General features: G+C 65.3%; 15 protein-coding genes. 5 read left to right on the forward strand and 10 right to left on the reverse strand.

Translation table 11 applies throughout. The features are described 5' to 3' along the window. Nucleotide 1: 1 nt before the first annotated feature. The 6 genes from era to rpoZ form a co-directional block, all read right to left on the reverse strand. Complete coding sequence (gene era, locus K2Y42_RS05360) at nucleotides 2–943, reverse strand: GTPase Era (RefSeq protein ID WP_291149363.1); 942 nt, start codon at nucleotides 941–943, stop codon at nucleotides 2–4. After that, complete coding sequence (rnc, locus tag K2Y42_RS05365; RefSeq protein ID WP_291149365.1) at nucleotides 936–1643, reverse strand: ribonuclease III; 708 nt, start codon at nucleotides 1641–1643, stop codon at nucleotides 936–938. The genes era and rnc overlap by 8 nt, the downstream gene beginning before the upstream one ends. A gap of 39 nt (nucleotides 1644–1682) precedes the next feature. Continuing rightward, nucleotides 1683–2462, reverse strand: a complete 780-nt coding sequence (gene lepB / locus K2Y42_RS05370) for a signal peptidase I (protein WP_291149367.1) — start codon at nucleotides 2460–2462, stop codon at nucleotides 1683–1685. 302 nt (nucleotides 2463–2764) lie between these two features. After that, nucleotides 2765–3541 carry a pyridoxine 5'-phosphate synthase gene (locus K2Y42_RS05375; RefSeq protein WP_291149369.1) on the reverse strand — a complete coding sequence of 259 codons (777 nt, stop codon included), beginning with the start codon at nucleotides 3539–3541 and terminating at the stop codon, nucleotides 2765–2767. A gap of 33 nt (nucleotides 3542–3574) precedes the next feature. Next, nucleotides 3575–5830, reverse strand: coding sequence for a bifunctional (p)ppGpp synthetase/guanosine-3',5'-bis(diphosphate) 3'-pyrophosphohydrolase (locus K2Y42_RS05380; RefSeq protein ID WP_291149378.1), 2256 nt, complete (start codon nucleotides 5828–5830; stop codon nucleotides 3575–3577). A gap of 118 nt (nucleotides 5831–5948) precedes the next feature. Continuing rightward, nucleotides 5949–6377: a DNA-directed RNA polymerase subunit omega gene (gene rpoZ, locus K2Y42_RS05385; protein WP_291149380.1), complete on the reverse strand. Its 429-nt coding sequence runs from the start codon at nucleotides 6375–6377 to the stop codon at nucleotides 5949–5951. A 454-nt stretch (nucleotides 6378–6831) separates the two neighbouring features. Here rpoZ and K2Y42_RS05390 point away from each other — a divergent pair, with 454 nt between their 5' ends. The 3 genes from K2Y42_RS05390 to K2Y42_RS05400 all read left to right on the forward strand — a co-directional run bounded on the left by K2Y42_RS05390 (nucleotide 6832) and on the right by K2Y42_RS05400 (nucleotide 8775). Continuing rightward, the gene (locus tag K2Y42_RS05390; protein ID WP_291149382.1) at nucleotides 6832–7443 is read left to right on the forward strand and encodes an NYN domain-containing protein; all 612 of its coding nucleotides are present in this window, start codon (nucleotides 6832–6834) and stop codon (nucleotides 7441–7443) included. A 109-nt stretch (nucleotides 7444–7552) separates the two neighbouring features. Next, nucleotides 7553–8248, forward strand: a complete 696-nt coding sequence (locus K2Y42_RS05395) for a uracil-DNA glycosylase (RefSeq protein ID WP_291149384.1) — start codon at nucleotides 7553–7555, stop codon at nucleotides 8246–8248. Nucleotides 8249–8358: 110 nt separating this feature from the next. Continuing rightward, on the forward strand, nucleotides 8359–8775 hold the full coding sequence (locus tag K2Y42_RS05400; protein ID WP_291149387.1) for a DUF3775 domain-containing protein: 417 nt from the start codon (nucleotides 8359–8361) through the stop codon (nucleotides 8773–8775). Nucleotides 8776–8815: 40 nt separating this feature from the next. Here the strand turns inward: K2Y42_RS05400 and K2Y42_RS05405 are convergent, their stop codons facing one another. From K2Y42_RS05405 to dapA, 4 genes are read right to left on the reverse strand one after another with little or no spacing between them, the layout of a single operon-like run. Beyond that, complete coding sequence (locus K2Y42_RS05405) at nucleotides 8816–9352, reverse strand: peroxiredoxin (protein ID WP_291149390.1); 537 nt, start codon at nucleotides 9350–9352, stop codon at nucleotides 8816–8818. Next, nucleotides 9349–9924, reverse strand: coding sequence for a peroxiredoxin (locus K2Y42_RS05410; protein ID WP_291149392.1), 576 nt, complete (start codon nucleotides 9922–9924; stop codon nucleotides 9349–9351). The genes K2Y42_RS05405 and K2Y42_RS05410 overlap by 4 nt, the downstream gene beginning before the upstream one ends. A gap of 5 nt (nucleotides 9925–9929) precedes the next feature. Continuing rightward, complete coding sequence (gene smpB / locus K2Y42_RS05415; protein ID WP_291149395.1) at nucleotides 9930–10409, reverse strand: SsrA-binding protein SmpB; 480 nt, start codon at nucleotides 10407–10409, stop codon at nucleotides 9930–9932. A 21-nt stretch (nucleotides 10410–10430) separates the two neighbouring features. Continuing rightward, nucleotides 10431–11321 (reverse strand): 4-hydroxy-tetrahydrodipicolinate synthase, encoded by an 891-nt coding sequence (gene dapA / locus K2Y42_RS05420; protein WP_291149398.1) that lies wholly within the window; start codon nucleotides 11319–11321, stop codon nucleotides 10431–10433. 498 nt (nucleotides 11322–11819) lie between these two features. On the opposite strand from dapA, the gene K2Y42_RS05425 reads away from it, so the two are divergent. Continuing rightward, nucleotides 11820–14000: a lytic transglycosylase domain-containing protein gene (locus K2Y42_RS05425; protein WP_291149400.1), complete on the forward strand. Its 2181-nt coding sequence runs from the start codon at nucleotides 11820–11822 to the stop codon at nucleotides 13998–14000. A 99-nt stretch (nucleotides 14001–14099) separates the two neighbouring features. Further along, nucleotides 14100–15023, forward strand: a complete 924-nt coding sequence (locus K2Y42_RS05430; RefSeq protein WP_291149403.1) for an alpha/beta hydrolase — start codon at nucleotides 14100–14102, stop codon at nucleotides 15021–15023. Nucleotides 15024–15025: the final 2 nt, after the last annotated feature.

Genomic DNA, 15025 nt, shown 5'->3' on the forward strand with positions numbered 1-15025 from the left:
GTCAGTCCTTGGGAAACTCGAGGCCCATCTCGCGGTAGCGCTCCGGGTCCTGGCCCCAGTTCTCGCGCACCTTGACGAACAGGAAGAGATGCACGGGCGCGCCGACGATTTCCGCCAGCTCCGTGCGGGAGGCCTGCGAGATCTTCTTGATCGTCTGGCCGCCCTTGCCGAGCACGATGCTCTTCTGGCTGTCGCGCTCGACGAAGATCACCTGCTCGACGCGCACCGACTTGTCGCGCAGCGTCTTCCAGGATTCCGTTTCGACGGTCATCTGGTAGGGCAGCTCGTCGTGCAGGTAGTTGTAGATCTTCTCGCGCGTGACCTCGGCGGCGAGCTGGCGCACCGGAATGTCGGACAGCTCGTCTTCCGGGTAGAGCCACGGGCCTTGCGGCACGCGCTCGGCGAGATAGCGTTTCAGCTCCGCCACGCCGTCGCCGGTCAGCGCCGCGATCATGAAGACGCGCTCGAACGGCAGCTTGGCCGTGAGCTGCTCGACGAGCGAAAACAGGCGGCCTTTGTCCTCGACGCGATCGACCTTGTTCAACACCAGGATCGGCTTCTTGGATTGTCCGGCGAGCTTGGTCAGGAGCTGCTCGACATCCTCATCGAGGCCCTTCGCGGCATCGATCAGCACCAGCACCTGATCGGCATCGGACGCGCCGGACCAGGCGCTCGCGACCATGGCTTTGTCCAAGCGGCGCTTCGGCGCGAAAATGCCCGGCGTGTCGATCAGCACAAGCTGGCTCTTGTCCTGCATGGCGATGCCGCGGATCTGCACGCGCGTCGTCTGCACCTTGCGCGAGATGATCGTGACCTTGGCGCCAACCAGGGCGTTGACGAGCGTCGACTTGCCGGCGTTCGGCGCGCCGATGATGGCGATCACGCCGCAGCGGCGGTCTGCATCTGTTCCCGCGCCCTGACCGCCTGCTTCTGTTTCAGCCAATTTGGCGTTTCTCCCTCACACCTTCGCGCTCGAGCAGCGCCATGGCGGCAGCCTGTTCGGCGGATCGTTTCGATGCGCCCTCGCCGCGCGCCGGAAGGCGGCCCTTGATGTGCACTTCGGAGGTAAAGCGCGGGGCGTGGTCCGGCCCGGTGCGCTCGACCTCGATATACGTCGGCAGCGCGAGGCCCTGGCCCTGCGCCCACTCCTGGAGCGCCGATTTCGGATCGGCGGCTGCCTGGCCGAACGAGACTTCCTCGTTCTCCCACAGCCTGCGCACGGTGTCGCGCGCCTTGTTGAACCCGGCTTCGAGAAAGATCGCGCCCAGCACGGCTTCGACGGCATCGGCCAGGATCGTGGCCTTGAGCCGCCCGCCGCTGCCGGCCTCGCTGTCGGAGAGCATCAGGTAGTCGCCGAGGCCAAGCTGGCGGCCGACCTTGGCGCAGGTCTCGCCGCGCACGAGACGATTGAGATGGCGGGCTAGTTCGCCTTCGGTTGCTGCCGGATAGGTTTCCCAGAGCAGCTCGACGATCGCGAGGCCCAGCACGCGGTCGCCGACGAATTCAAGCCGCTCGTTGTCTTCCGTAACCTTCTTGGCGCCGCGCAGGCTGGCGTGCGTCAGCGCGCGGGCCAGCAGCGCTTCGTTCTTGAAGCGATAGCCGAGCTTCTTTTCGAGCTCCTTGTACTTGCGCGCCTTGAACATTACGCCTGAATCCGGAAACAGGCTCGCCGCGCGAACAGGTCAGCGAACAAGATTGAAAAATCTGGACCAGCGAATGTCGAACGGCCACGTCCATGGCGACAGCCACCGCATGGCCTCCGGTTCATCCACTGCAGCGGAGAAGAATATGATTTCGGCGCGGCCAATGAAATTCTCAAACGGAACATAGCCAACCGTTGCGCGGCTGTCCGACGAGTTGTCCCGGTTGTCGCCCATCATGAAGTAGTGACCGGCGGGAACCTTGAACACGTCCGTATCGTCGAACTCACCGCCCTGCTCGAGATCGAGCACGGTGTATTTGATGCCTTCGGGGAGCGTTTCCTCGTAGCGCTTGTAGACGACGTCGCGGCAATGGCGGAAATAGCGGTCGCACTCAATGTTCTTGAACTCGTCCTTGTAGACCTTCGGCACGGCGGTTCCGTTGATGTAGAGCACGCCGCTCTTCATCTGGATCTCATCGCCCGGCAGGCCGACGACGCGCTTGATGTAGTCGATGGACTCATCTTGCGGCAGGCGGAACACGGCGACGTCGCCGCGCTTCGGTTCGGAGGCGAACACGCGGCCCGAGAAGATGTCTGGGCTAAACGGGAAGGAGAAGCGGCTGTAGCCGTACGAGAGCTTGGAGACGAACAGGTAGTCGCCGATCAGCAGCGTCGACTTCATCGACCCCGACGGAATATTGAACGGCTGATAGAAGAAGACCCGGACAACCATCGCAATGGCGAGGGCTTGCACTACGATTTTCGCGGTTTCGGCCCAGCCGGACCCCGCATCGGCCTTGGAGTTCGTGCCCAGGCTCATCTCCTGCTCCCTTGCCACCCCCGGCGCGGCCGAGGAGCGACTGTCAAACTCCGCCCGCTATAGCGACTTAGCGGGCAACGTGCAAACCGGTGCGGCGCGGAGCCGCCCCCCGGAATTTCAGACACCGCACCCCAAACGCCGACCCGTATGGACTTGAAATGCCACTCCAAGGGCGCTGTGCGCCCGTGTTTGCAAACCTCGGACGGCCAGACGGCAGATTAATGACGCCAATAAACGAGGCGCCGCGTCCGGCGCGCCCGCTTTCACGCCGGCTGCTTTCACGTCAACTGCTTTCCGGGCGATTACGCGCTGACCCGGCCCGAGACTTTCTGGCGGGCTTCGTCCATCAGGGCGCGCATCCGGCGCACGGCGCCGTGCAGGCCACCGAAGATCGCCTCGCCGATCAGGAAATGGCCGATGTTGAGTTCGACGATCTCGGGCATGCGGGCCAGCGGCGCGACCGTGTTGAAGGTCAACCCGTGGCCAGCGTGAACCTCGAGCCCCAGGGCTGCCGCTTCGGAGGCGGCGTTGGCGATGCGCGCGATCTCGGCGGCGGCACCCTTGGCGTTGTCCTCGGCGGCAAACTCACAATAGCGACCGGTGTGAAGCTCGACGATGTCGGCGCCCACGGCGGCGGAGGCGGCAATGGTGCGGCTGTCGGGTTCGACGAACAGCGACACGCGAATGCCGGCCGCCTTGAGCTCGGCGACGACGGGCACGAGTTGGCGCTGCTGGCCGACGATGTCGAGGCCGCCCTCGGTCGTGCGCTCCTCGCGCCGCTCGGGCACGAGGCAGCACGCATTCGGAACATGGCGGAGCGCGATGGCGACCATCTCTGCCGTTGCCGCCATTTCGAGGTTGAGCGGGCGGGTCAGCTCGGATTTGAGGCGGGCGATGTCCGCATCCGAGATGTGGCGGCGATCCTCACGCAAATGCGCCGTGATGCCGTCCGCACCCGCTTCGACCGCAAGGTGGGCGGCGCGCAGCGGATCGGGGTGGCGGCCGCCGCGCGCGTTGCGGATGGTGGCCACGTGATCGATGTTGACACCGAGACGGATGGGGCTGTGCGGGCGGGTCATGTCCATTCCAAATGCCGCTCAAGGACGAGATGGCTATTCAAACACGCGATCGACCTTGCTGACCACGGCTTTTGACTTCAGGCCGGCGATGATTTGGTTGAGATGGTTGAGATCCCAGACCTCGAGGCCGATGCGCAGCTCCGTGAAGTCGGACGCGCGCCGCAGCATCTTTAGATTGTCGATGTTGCCGCCCGACTGGCCGATGACATTGGCGATCTCGGCCAGCGTGCCGGGCCGGTTCGGCGCGGTGACGCTGATCAGGGCCGGAAAGCGCTCGGGGTTTTCGGGGTCGACGTCCCAGGCCACGTCGATCCAGTGCTCGTGCTCGTACTCCTGGAGCTGCGGCGAGGAGATCTGGAACACGCGGATGCCTTCGCCTGGCGCGAGGACGCCGACGATGCGGTCGCCGGGCACGGCGCCGCCGGGTTCGAACAGCACCGGCATGTCGTTCTTGACGCCGCGGATCGGGATGCCCCGCACGCGGCCGGTGGTCAGCGCCTCCGGCTCGGACGAGCTGCCGAGACGCAGCTTGCTCGTGGCCGCGCGCGTCAGTCTCAGCCAGCCCTTGGCGGATTTCGCGGGACCTTCGGGCCGGGCGGGCGTGGCTTTCGTTGCCGCGACGACTTCCGGCACGACGGCGCGCACCACGTCCTCGGTCTTGATCTCGTTGCGGGCGACGGCGGCCAGCAGATCGTCGAGGCTCTTGTGCAGAAGGCGGGGCAGCACCCTTTTTACCCGCTCGTCGGAATAGGACTCGCCGAGGCGATCGAACGCGGAAATGAGCAGGCGGCGGCCCAGCTCTGCGTACTGACGCCGGATGGCATCGCGCGCGGCGCGGCGAATGGCGGAGCGCGCGCGGCCGGTGACGGCGAGGCTTTCCCAGGCGGCCGGCGGCGTGTGCGATTTCGACGTCTGGATCTCGACCTCGTCGCCGTTGCGCAGGCGGGTGTCGATCGGCACGTGACGGCCATTGACGTAGGCGCCGACGGCGGCGTTGCCGACATCGGTGTGCACGGCATAAGCGAAGTCGAGCGGGGTGGCGCCGCGAGGAAGCGCGATGAGGCGGCCCTTGGGCGTGAAACAGAAGACCTGATCCTGGAACAGCTCGAGCTTGGTGTGCTCGAGGAACTCCTCGGGGTTCGAGCCTTCAAGCAGCGTTTCGACCAGCCGGCGCAGCCACTGGTAGGGTCCGCTCTCCTTGTCCGTGAAGACCAGCGCGCTCGAAGCGCTGCCGTTGTGCTTCTCGTTTTGCTTCTGGGCATCCTTGTAGGCCGCGTGCGCGGCGACGCCGTACTCGGCGACGCTGTGCATGGCGCGGGTGCGGATCTGCAGCTCGACGCGCTGGTGGCGCGGACCGACCACGGTCGTGTGAATGGACTGGTAGTTGTTCTGCTTCGGGGTCGAGATGTAGTCCTTGAAGCGCCCGGGCACGGTGCGCCACGTCGTGTGCGCGATGCCGAGCACGCGGTAGCAATCGTCGATGGTGTCGACGACGACGCGGAAGGCGTAGATGTCCGAAAGCTGCTCCAGGCCAATCTGCTTGTTGGCCATCTTGCTCCAGACGGAGTAGGCCTTTTTCTCGCGACCCGACACTTCCACCGCGATGCCGACGTCGGCCAGCATCGTGTGGAGCCCGGTCGCGATCTCGTCCACGAGACCCTCGTTCTTGGCGCGCAGCTCCTCCAGCTTTTCCGTCACCGTTTTGTAGGCTTCGGGGTTCAGCCAGCGGAATGCGTGCTCCTCCAGCTCGTCGCGCAGGGCCTGCATGCCCATGCGGCCGGCGAGCGGCGCATAGATCTCGAGCGTTTCCTCGGAGGCGCGTTTGCGGCTCTCGGGCTTCATGTGCTCGAGCGTGCGCATGTTGTGCAGGCGATCGGCGAGCTTGACGAGCAGCACGCGGATGTCGCTCGAAATCGCGATCAGGAGCTTGCGGAAGTTCTCGGCCTGCTCCGCCTTCTTGGACATCAGGTCCAGACGCTTGATCTTGGTCAGGCCGTCGACGAGCGCGCCGATCTCCGCGCCGAACAACTGGTCGATCTCGGCGCGGGTGGCGTCGGTGTCCTCGATGACGTCGTGCAGCAGCGCGGTGACGATGGTCGCGTCATCGAGCTTGAGCTCGGTCAGGATCGCAGCTACTTCGAGGGGATGGGAAAAGTAGGGCGCGCCCGACGCGCGCTTCTGCGAGCCATGCGCACGCATCGCATAAACGTAGGCGCGATTGAGAAGCGCCTCGTCTGCCGTCGGGTCGTATTTCTGTACTCGCTCGACGAGCTCGTACTGCCGCATCATGGGTCGCACATACTTCCAGCGCCGACCGCTATCGTAGATGGCGCCCCGCTTCGCTTCCAGCGCATCATCGGGCAGGGACGCAGTTCAGGCCGGCGATAGAACGCCGGCCGATCTCGTCTCAGCGTCCGCGCTCGCGCGGGCCGCCACTGCCGCCGTTCGAGGACGGCTCCGAGGGTGTCATGCTTTCGAGACCGCGCAGGAGCTGCTCTTCCGTCAGCACATCGACCTGATTGTCGGCGGACTGCTCGTCGCGGCCCAGGATCGGGCTGCGGCGTTCCTGCGGAAGCACGGGTGCTGCACCCGCTTCCGGCTCGTCCACTTCGACGTTCTTCTGAATCGAGTGGATGAGGGACTCGCGCATGTCCTCGGCCGGGACGGTGCGCTCGGCGATCTCGCGCAGCGCAACCACCGGGTTCTTGTCGTTGTCGGGATCGATCGTGATCGCTGCGCCGTTGGCGATCGCCCGCGCGCGGTGGGCGGCCAGAAGCACCAGCTCAAAGCGGTTCGGGACCTTGTCGACGCAATCCTCGACTGTGACGCGTGCCATTCGCTCGCACCCTTCCGTGTCAATGACCTGAAGATTGAAAGACCGAAACCTACGGCTCCCGCAGCCCAGGGGCTCGGCGCACGCGTTCCATGGGGCCTAAGTGACACGAAAAACGCCAGGGGGCAAGGTCGAGGACGCTAATTATGCGTCTCGGCGGCTGCAAGGCCCGGCCTGCGACACTGGTGTCGTTAATATTAACACCCTATAAAATTCAGGCGTTTAATTTCCGCTTATGAAATTTTATATACTTTTAGTGAAAATTGCTGTATATGCCGACTGAAATCGTTACAGGACTGAGGTGGGGCGTTTGCCGTTCCCGGAGCAAGAGTATTGGTGTACAAATTGCGACGGTTGACAGATCAGAGCCTCGTACCAAAGTTTAGTCCTTCACTGGCCTAATTTCGGCTGCGCGCGCGGCTCTGCCCCGCTGCTAGCTCCATTAAGGAAGAAAAAAATGCATTTTTATCAAGGCGAACGTGTGGCTCTCTTTATCGACGGCGCGAATCTGTACGCGACATCGAAGGCATTGGGATTTGACGTCGACTACAAGCGCCTGCTCGCACTGTTCCGGCAGAAGGCGCAACTGGTGCGCGCGCTTTACTATACGGCGCTCTCTGAAGACCAAGAATACTCTTCTATCCGCCCACTGATTGATTGGTTGGACTACAACGGATTTACCATGGTCACCAAACCGACCAAGGAGTTCACCGACGCCCAGGGCCGCCGGAAGATCAAAGGCAACATGGACATCGAGCTGGCCGTCGACGCGATGCGCCTCTCGGACACGCTCGACCATATCGTGCTGTTCTCGGGCGATGGCGACTTCCGCGGGCTGGTTGCCGCCCTGCAGCAGAAGGGCAAGCGCGTGAGCGTCGTGTCGACGCTGCAGACGCAGCCAGCGATGGTTGCCGACGAGTTGCGCCGTCAGGCCGACCAGTTCATCGACCTCGCCGATCTGGAGCAGCTCATCGGCCGCGACTCCTCGGCGCGGGCAACGCGTGAAACGCGCCAGCGTCACAGCCCGCGCGATTTCCACGAGAGCGAAGCCTCGCAGGAAGAAGTCTAAGAACCGGCTCGGGCTCGCCTGCGCGCCAAGCGGCCAATACCGCTTGCGTTCGCGCGCGGGCCCGGTTCATGACTGCGGGATCGTTTCCTTATCAGCAGTCACGTCCGCCATGGCTCTCGCGCCCGCATCCACCAAAGCACCCTTCCCTCCCGAGGCGCCGCGGCACTGCCCGCTGTGCCCGCGGCTCGTTGCCTACCGCGAGCAGGCGGCGCGTGCCGAGCCTGCCTGGTTCAACGGCGCGGTGCCCTCGTTCGGATCCTCCAACGCGCGGCTTTTGATCGTCGGGCTGGCTCCCGGACTCAAGGGCGCCAACCGCACGGGACGGCCGTTCACGGGCGACTATGCGGGTGACCTCCTCTATTCGACGCTGATCGAATTCGGTTTCGCGCGCGGCACCTATGCGGCGTCGCCCGACGACGGTCTCAAACTCGTCGACTGCATGATCACCAATGCCGTGCGCTGCGTGCCGCCCCAGAACAAGCCGCTGCCCGAAGAGATCAACACGTGTCGCGGCTATTTCACGTCGCGCCTCGGCGCGCTGCCGAACCTGAAAGCGCTTCTGGTGCTGGGGCGCGTCGCCCACGACCAGACCCTGGCGACGCTGGCGCTGCGCAAAGCGTCCCACCCGTTTCAGCACCGCGCGCGACACGACGTCGGCGGACATCGCGGGTCTGCCCCGCTTGCGATGTTCGACAGCCTGCACTGCTCGCGGCTCAACACGAATACGAAGCGGCTGACCACGGCCATGTTCCACGACGTGTTCCGGGATGTGCGCGCCTACCTCGACGCGTTGCCGCAGTCGTGAGCTAAAAGCCGCGCATCTCCCCCTTCACGTTTGCCGTCAGACGCTTATCATCCAGCCACCCCGCAGGAGTGACCGTCGTTCGCCCCCTGCACCGTTCGCGAGGACCGACGATGGCCAGCAAGCCCGAACTCGACATTGCGCCGGAGAAGGTGGCGCACGTGATCATCAAGGCGCGCGAGTACGACGCCAAGGTGGGGGCGTGGAACGATACGGCCGAGGAAGGCGACGCGGCCGAGGATCCGAGCGCGATCCTGGAAGACTTCGCCGACGACCCGACCGCGGCGGAGATCGTAGGCTTCATCGACGCGCTCAACGACGACGAGCAGGCCTCCCTCGTTGCGCTGGCCTGGATCGGGCGCGGCACGTTCGAACCCGAGGAACTCGACGAGGCGGTGGAGACGGCGCGCTCGGAGCAGATCAACGCCACGGCGCGCTATCTGCTCGGGTTGCCACTGCTTTCGGATTATCTCGAGGAAGGGCTCGAAAAGCTCGGCTTCTCGCCGGGCGATATCGAGAGCGATCTATAGATTCTCTCTTGTCGTGCTTCTTGTCGAAAAACCGGTGCCTCTAGAGATCCGCGAGCAGATCCACCGCGTGTGTGTGCGGCGGGTGGACGGGATAGATCGCTCTCTCAATCCGGCCATCGCGCGCAATGAGCGTCAGGCGCTTGAGATATGTCACGCCGCCGGTCTCGAAGGACGGCAGGCGCAGGGCATCGCGAAGCGCGCCTGACGCATCCGACAGCAACGGAAACGGCAGCGCCATGCGCGCGGCGAACTCCTGCTGATCGGCGGGGCTCTGTCCGCTGATGCCGAGAACGCCGACGCCTGCGGCGCGGTATCTCTCGTGATGATCGCGAAAGCCTTCCGCCTCGGGCGTCGATCCATGCGCGCCGGAGATGTGATCCCAATCGGGTGGATTGGAGAGGCCCGTACGGCCGGTCCACGGATAGACGAACACGACCCAGCGGCCGGGCAACTGCGCGAGACTGATCACGCCGCCCGACGTTTCGGAGAGCGCGATGTCGGGCAATGCGAAACCCGATACGAGGTGCGCCGCGGCGCCATCATCAACGGGTGCGGGATAGGGCCACGGCGTGCTCATGCCGGATGCGCCTTCAGCCAGGCGAGCACATCGCCCGCGTTCCGATCCGGCGGAAACACGGGGTAGAACACGTGCTCAATCGCGCCATCGCGCACGATGAGCGCCAAGCGCTTGATCATCGTCTTGCCGCCCACCTCCATGGCCGGCAAGTCGAGGGCGCGTGTCAGGCTGAGGCTCGCATCGGACAGCAGTGCAAACGGGAGGTGAAGGCGGCCCGCTGCTTCGCGCTGCTCGCTCTCCGTGTGCGTCGAGAAACCGAACACGAAGGCGGCGCCGGCCCGGCTCAGATCCTGGTGCAGATCGCGGAAGGCGCAGGCATGCGGTGTGCAACCGCGCGCGCCGGGAATTGCATCCCAGCCGTCCGGCAGCGCCCGGCCCGGCGTTCCCGTCATCGGATAGGCGAACACCACCGTGCGTCCGGCGAGCCGCGCAAGGTTGATCGCGGCGCCGCTGGTTGCCGCCAACTCCAGATCGGGAAGCGCGCGCCCGGGAAGGTGGCGCGCCGCGCCGTCGTCTTCGGGCACGGGAAGCGTCGACCAATCCACGTCGTGGAGGGCGCGATCACCCGCCATCGGCCTCAGCCCTTTTCGCGCATGATGCGCGCCTTCTGGCGGTTCCAATCGCGCTTGGCGGCGGTTTCGCGCTTGTCATGCAGCTTCTTGCCTTCGGCGATCGCCAGCTTGAGCTTGGCGCGTCCGCGGGCGTTGAAATAAAGCTCCAGCGGCACGATCGTCATGCCCTTGCGCTCGACGGCCTGGAACAGCTTGGCAAGCTCGCTCTTGTGCAGCAGCAAGCGGCGCTTGCGGCGCGGCTCGTGCTGGAAAAAGCGGCCGGCATCCTGGAACTCGGGAATGTAGGCGTTGATCAGGCAGAAGCTGCCGTCGTCCTCGAACGAGGCGTAGCTCTCCGCGATGTTCGCCTGCCCCGTGCGCAAGCTCTTAACCTCGGTGCCCTTCAGCTCGATACCGGCTTCCCAGGTGTCCGTGATGAAGTACTCGTGGCGCGCTTTCCGGTTTTCGGAAATGATTTTGCGGCCGTCGTCCGTCTTGGCCGACATTGTTTTGTTATCCTGCGATCGCTATTCGGCCGCGACCGCGTCCAGCAGCCCCACCTTCTTCAGGACGGCATCGACGACCTTGCGCGTCTGGTCGGTGACGGGCACGAGCGGCAGGCGCATGTCCGCCGTGCACAGGCCGAGGCGCGAGGCGGCATACTTGACGGGGCCCGGATTGGTGTCGACGAACATCGCGTCGAACAGCGGCACGAGGCGGTCCTGCAGCTTGAGCGCGGTGGCGAAATCGCCCTTCATGCAGGCGTTGTGCAGGTCGGCGCAGAGACGCGGGGCGATGTTGGACGCCACCGAAATGCAGCCGTGGCCGCCCTGGGCGATGAAGCCGAGTGCCGTCACGTCGTCGCCGGAGAGCTGATTGAATTCCGGCCCCATCGCCGCGCGCTGCTGGGAGATGCGCGCGAGATTGCCCGTCGCGTCCTTCACGCCGCACACGTTCTTGAGCTGGAACACGCGCGCCATGGTCTCGACGGACATGTCGACGTTGGTGCGGCCCGGAATATTGTAGATGACGATCGGGATGCCGACCTTGTCGTTGATGGCCTTGAAGTGCTGGTAGAGGCCTTCCTGGTTCGGCTTGTTGTAGTAGGGATTGACGATCAGGATGCCGTCCGCGCCGATGCGCTCGGCATACGTGGACAGCTCGATCGCTTCATCGGTCGAGTTCGATCCGGTGCCGGCAATGACGGGAATCCGCCCGCGTGCCGTTTCGACCGTGATCTCGATCACGCGCTTATGCTCGTCGAAGTTCAAAGTGGGGCTTTCGCCGGTCGTGCCGGTCGGCACGAGGCCGTGGGTGCCCTCCGCGATCTGCCATTCGACGAGCTTGCGCAGAGCCTCCTCGTCAAGCTGACCGTTCCTGAATGGCGTGATGAGCGCCGTAATGGAGCCTTTGAACATTCCGCTCTCTCGATTCTCGAATTCGCGACGGGGCATGCGCCCGTCACCGCTACTTCAGCCCATAGTCTCCCGAGGCATAATCACGCCCCGTGATAGACTGGTCCGCCAGACACGCTCTACCCTCAGACACGCCCCAACTTCAGACGTCTCCAACTTCAGACAGTCTCGGGCCCGCGGACGGTCTCGGGGCACCTTGAACGCTCGCGCCCGAGTTTGTACCCTTCCGTTGGTCGTCCGTCTCGGCCTCGCGTCTCAATTGCGGCTGGGATGGTGGACATTATGCGCTCAGACGGCAGCCTGCAAGCCGACGCGGCGCTTTGACGAACCGGCTTTTCCGGCCAAGTAAAAAGACCCTTACACGGGCCGCAACGCCTGAAAATGTGGACTATTGCGGCCGGGCATCGGCCCGCAGCGAGGATACGCGTGGCAGGACAATCGTTGACCGAGACCTCGGGACGCAGCAGGGGTAGACGCAGTGCTGGCGCGGCCAGCACAGGCGTGGCCAGCAGAGGCGCGCGGCGCGTCCAGCTCGTCAGCCGGCTGTTCGGCGGACTGCTGATCGCGGTCGCGCTCCTGCGCAGCCTGTCGCCGGCCGTGGCGCTCGGAGAGCTGCCGAAACCCGCCAATCCTTCGAAGAGCGAGCGCGCCTACATGGCGCGCCTGGACAAGGCGCTGGCGCCCCTCGTTTCCGCCGACGTGAGCAAAGCGGATGCCGACGCGGTGCGCGAGGCGTTCAAGGCGCTCTCCTCGGGCGGGCAAGGCGGGGACGCGGCGGCCGCGATCAAGGCGCAGATCTCGGACCCCGTCGCGCGCAAGCTCATCGACTGGTACCGCCTGCGGCGCGGCCTCGGCACGCCCGCCGAAGTGCGCGCCTTCCTGGAGGCCAATCCCGCGTGGCCCGACCGCACGACGCTGACCCAGCGCATGGAGGAAGCGCTTTTCACCCAGGGCGGCAGCTCGGGCGAGATCAAGAGCTTCTTCGTGGCGCGCGAGCCCGCGAGCGGCGTGGGATTTGCCGCTCTCGCCTCCGCCAATCTTGCCGAAGGCAACACGGACGAGGCGCGCCGCCTTGCCGCCGAGGCGTGGCGCGAGAAGATGATGCCGGCGAACCTCGAGCCCGGCTTCCTGCAGCGGTTCGGATCGCTGCTGACGCCGGCCGATCACAAGTGGCGCCTCGACCGGCTGCTTATGGAAGACATCCGCTGGAAAACGGACAAGGCTGCGCGCGCGACGATCGTGCGGCGCGTCATTCCGCTGCTTCCCCCGGTCGAGCAGATCAAGGCCGAGGCGAGGCTGGCCGTGTTTCTCGGTTCGGACGGCGCACGCAAGCGCATCGAATCGCTGGCGGCAGAAAAGGTGCCGGACTGGGGCCTTGTGTTTCATCGCATCCAGGCGCTGCGGCGCGCCGACAAGACCGACGAAGCCGCCAAGCTTCTGCTCGGTGCGCCGACCGAGGAAGCGTTGATCGTCGCGCCGGACGAGTGGTGGACCGAGCGGCGCCAGAACGCCTATGACGCGCTCAAGGACGGCAACCCCAAGCTCGCCTACGCGCTGGTGCGCGAGGCCGGGCCGCTCAGCGCCAACCCCGCCAAGGAACAGGCGTTCATGGCGGGTTGGATCGCCTTGCGCTTCCTCAAGGACCCGGCCGGGGCGGAACGGCACTTCCTGGCCATGAACAAGGCGGCGGACGGGCCGCTCAGCCGCGCAAAAGCGCGCTACTGGCTGGGACGGGCGGCGGACGCGCTGAACAACAAGGCGGCCGCGGCGAAGTACTACAAGCAGGCGCTGCAAGACCCGGACGCCTTCCACGCCCTGCTCGCCAGGCAGAAGCTCGAGCCGGGTCCACTCGCGATCACGACGTCGCCTCCGGCAGACCCGACCGAGGACCAGATCAGGCGCTTCATCGCGCTGGATGCGGTTCGTGCAGTCGTGATCGCCAAGCGCGCCGGACTCGACGCCAGCATCATGCGCGCCTTCATCGTGCAGCTTCGCCAGCACTTCGACGACAGCGAAGCCGAGATGGCGCTGGTGGCGCATCTGGCCGAAGCGATGGGTGATACGCAGTCGGCGGTGCGCGTCGGCAAGGCCGCCATCGCGCAGGGGCACAACCTCTACTACTACGCCTATCCGGTGCATCCCTTCCCGGCCTACACGCCGTTGCGCAGCCCGCCGGAGACGGCGATGCTGCTCGGGCTCGCGCGCCAGGAGACGGAGTTCAACACGCTGATCGTCTCGGGCGCGGGCGCCAAGGGCCTGTTGCAGGTCATGACTGTGACCGCAAAGCACGTGTGCCGAGACTACAAGATCAAGTGCGACATCAACCGGCTCTTGTCGGACCCATCCTATAATACGATGCTGGCGTCGGCTTACGTCGGCGACCGGATGGCGGACTTTTCGGGCTCCTACATTCTGACGCTGGCGGGCTACAATGCGGGGCCCGGCAGGGCGCGCCAGTGGATCCGCGAGTTCGGCGATCCGCGCGACCCGAAAGTGGACCCGATCGACTGGATCGAACGCATTCCGATCCAGGAAACGCGGGAATACGTGGCCAAGGTTCTGGCCAACATCCAGATCTACCGCGCGCGCCTCGGCGAGGAGCGGGCACCGTTGCGGCTCGAAGACGATCTCAACCGCGCGCGTGTCGCGGGGGGAGCGTCGAAGTCGCGATCCGACGGATGAGCAGATGACGAGTTACGCGTAGCTATGAGTCCCATGTAATGTTGTGGTCTCGCGGCGGCTGGGCGGCCAATGCGGGATCGAAAAGCCGGGGTAAGCAGCATGACGAGCAGAGCGCAGTCGTATCGCGAGATCTATTTCACGACCCATGACGGGCTTCGGCTCTGCGGGCGGCACTATCCGGCCGTGTTCGGCAGCAATGGCGCGGAGCGCACGCCGCTCCTGTGCCTCGCCGGGCTTTCCCGTAACGGGCGTGATTTCCACGTTCTTGCCGAGGCGCTGTCGCAGCGGTTCGACGGCGCGCGCGATGTCTTCACGCTCGACTACCGGGGGCGCGGGCAATCCGACTCCGACAAAAACTGGCGCAACTACGCCGTGCCGCTCGAAGCGGTGGACGTGCTCGACTTCATGATCGTCGCGGGGCTCGAGCGGCCGGCCATCATCGGCACGTCGCGCGGGGGACTGATCGCGATGGTGCTGGCGGCGCTGCGGCCGCGCGCGGTGGGGCCTGTCGTGCTGAACGACATCGGCCCGGTCATCGAGCAGAAGGGCCTCAGCCGCATTGCCGGATACGTCGGGCGCATTCCGTTGCCCGCATCGTGGACGGACGCCGGGGCGCTCGTCGAAGACATGTGCCGGCGCGCGTTCCCCAATGTCGGCAAGGACGAGTGGGTCGCTGTCGCGCGCCAGTGGTTCAACGAGCACAAGGGGCGCCCCGCTCCCGGCTACGATCCGGCGCTCGCGAACGCGATGTCGGTGCTGGACGGGCCGATCCCGCAGTTGTGGCCTCAGTTCGAAGGCTTGCGGCGGGTGCCGGTGCTGGTGATCCGCGGCGAGAATTCCGACATCCTGTCAGAGGAAACGGTGGAGGCGATGCACCGGCTCCACCCGCAGCTTTCGTCGTATCTCGTTCCGGGCGAAGGGCATGCTCCGCTGCTGCGCGACGCGCAAAGCATCGAGGTGGTGGCGCAGTTCCTGGCGGCCAGCGAAGCATCGCACTGGCAGCCGCGGCTGGCTTACGGCTGAGC

It is taken from the genome of Hyphomicrobium sp. (assembly GCF_019744875.1).
Taxonomy (GTDB): Bacteria; Pseudomonadota; Alphaproteobacteria; order Rhizobiales; family Hyphomicrobiaceae; genus Hyphomicrobium_C.

What these genes read in the sequence shown, in the direction of transcription:
- rnc (WP_291149365.1), bottom strand. Translation starts at nt 1,643, where the DNA reads ATGTTCAAGGCGCGCAAGTACAAGGAGCTCGAAAAGAAGCTCGGCTAT.
- lepB (WP_291149367.1), bottom strand. Translation starts at nt 2,462, where the DNA reads ATGAGCCTGGGCACGAACTCCAAGGCCGATGCGGGGTCCGGCTGGGCC.
- K2Y42_RS05375 (WP_291149369.1), bottom strand. Translation starts at nt 3,541, where the DNA reads ATGACCCGCCCGCACAGCCCCATCCGTCTCGGTGTCAACATCGATCAC.
- K2Y42_RS05380 (WP_291149378.1), bottom strand. Translation starts at nt 5,830, where the DNA reads ATGATGCGGCAGTACGAGCTCGTCGAGCGAGTACAGAAATACGACCCG.
- rpoZ (WP_291149380.1), bottom strand. Translation starts at nt 6,377, where the DNA reads ATGGCACGCGTCACAGTCGAGGATTGCGTCGACAAGGTCCCGAACCGC.
- K2Y42_RS05390 (WP_291149382.1), top strand. Translation starts at nt 6,832, where the DNA reads ATGCATTTTTATCAAGGCGAACGTGTGGCTCTCTTTATCGACGGCGCG.
- K2Y42_RS05395 (WP_291149384.1), top strand. Translation starts at nt 7,553, where the DNA reads ATGGCTCTCGCGCCCGCATCCACCAAAGCACCCTTCCCTCCCGAGGCG.
- K2Y42_RS05400 (WP_291149387.1), top strand. Translation starts at nt 8,359, where the DNA reads ATGGCCAGCAAGCCCGAACTCGACATTGCGCCGGAGAAGGTGGCGCAC.
- K2Y42_RS05405 (WP_291149390.1), bottom strand. Translation starts at nt 9,352, where the DNA reads ATGAGCACGCCGTGGCCCTATCCCGCACCCGTTGATGATGGCGCCGCG.
- K2Y42_RS05410 (WP_291149392.1), bottom strand. Translation starts at nt 9,924, where the DNA reads ATGGCGGGTGATCGCGCCCTCCACGACGTGGATTGGTCGACGCTTCCC.
- smpB (WP_291149395.1), bottom strand. Translation starts at nt 10,409, where the DNA reads ATGTCGGCCAAGACGGACGACGGCCGCAAAATCATTTCCGAAAACCGG.
- dapA (WP_291149398.1), bottom strand. Translation starts at nt 11,321, where the DNA reads ATGTTCAAAGGCTCCATTACGGCGCTCATCACGCCATTCAGGAACGGT.
- K2Y42_RS05430 (WP_291149403.1), top strand. Translation starts at nt 14,100, where the DNA reads ATGACGAGCAGAGCGCAGTCGTATCGCGAGATCTATTTCACGACCCAT.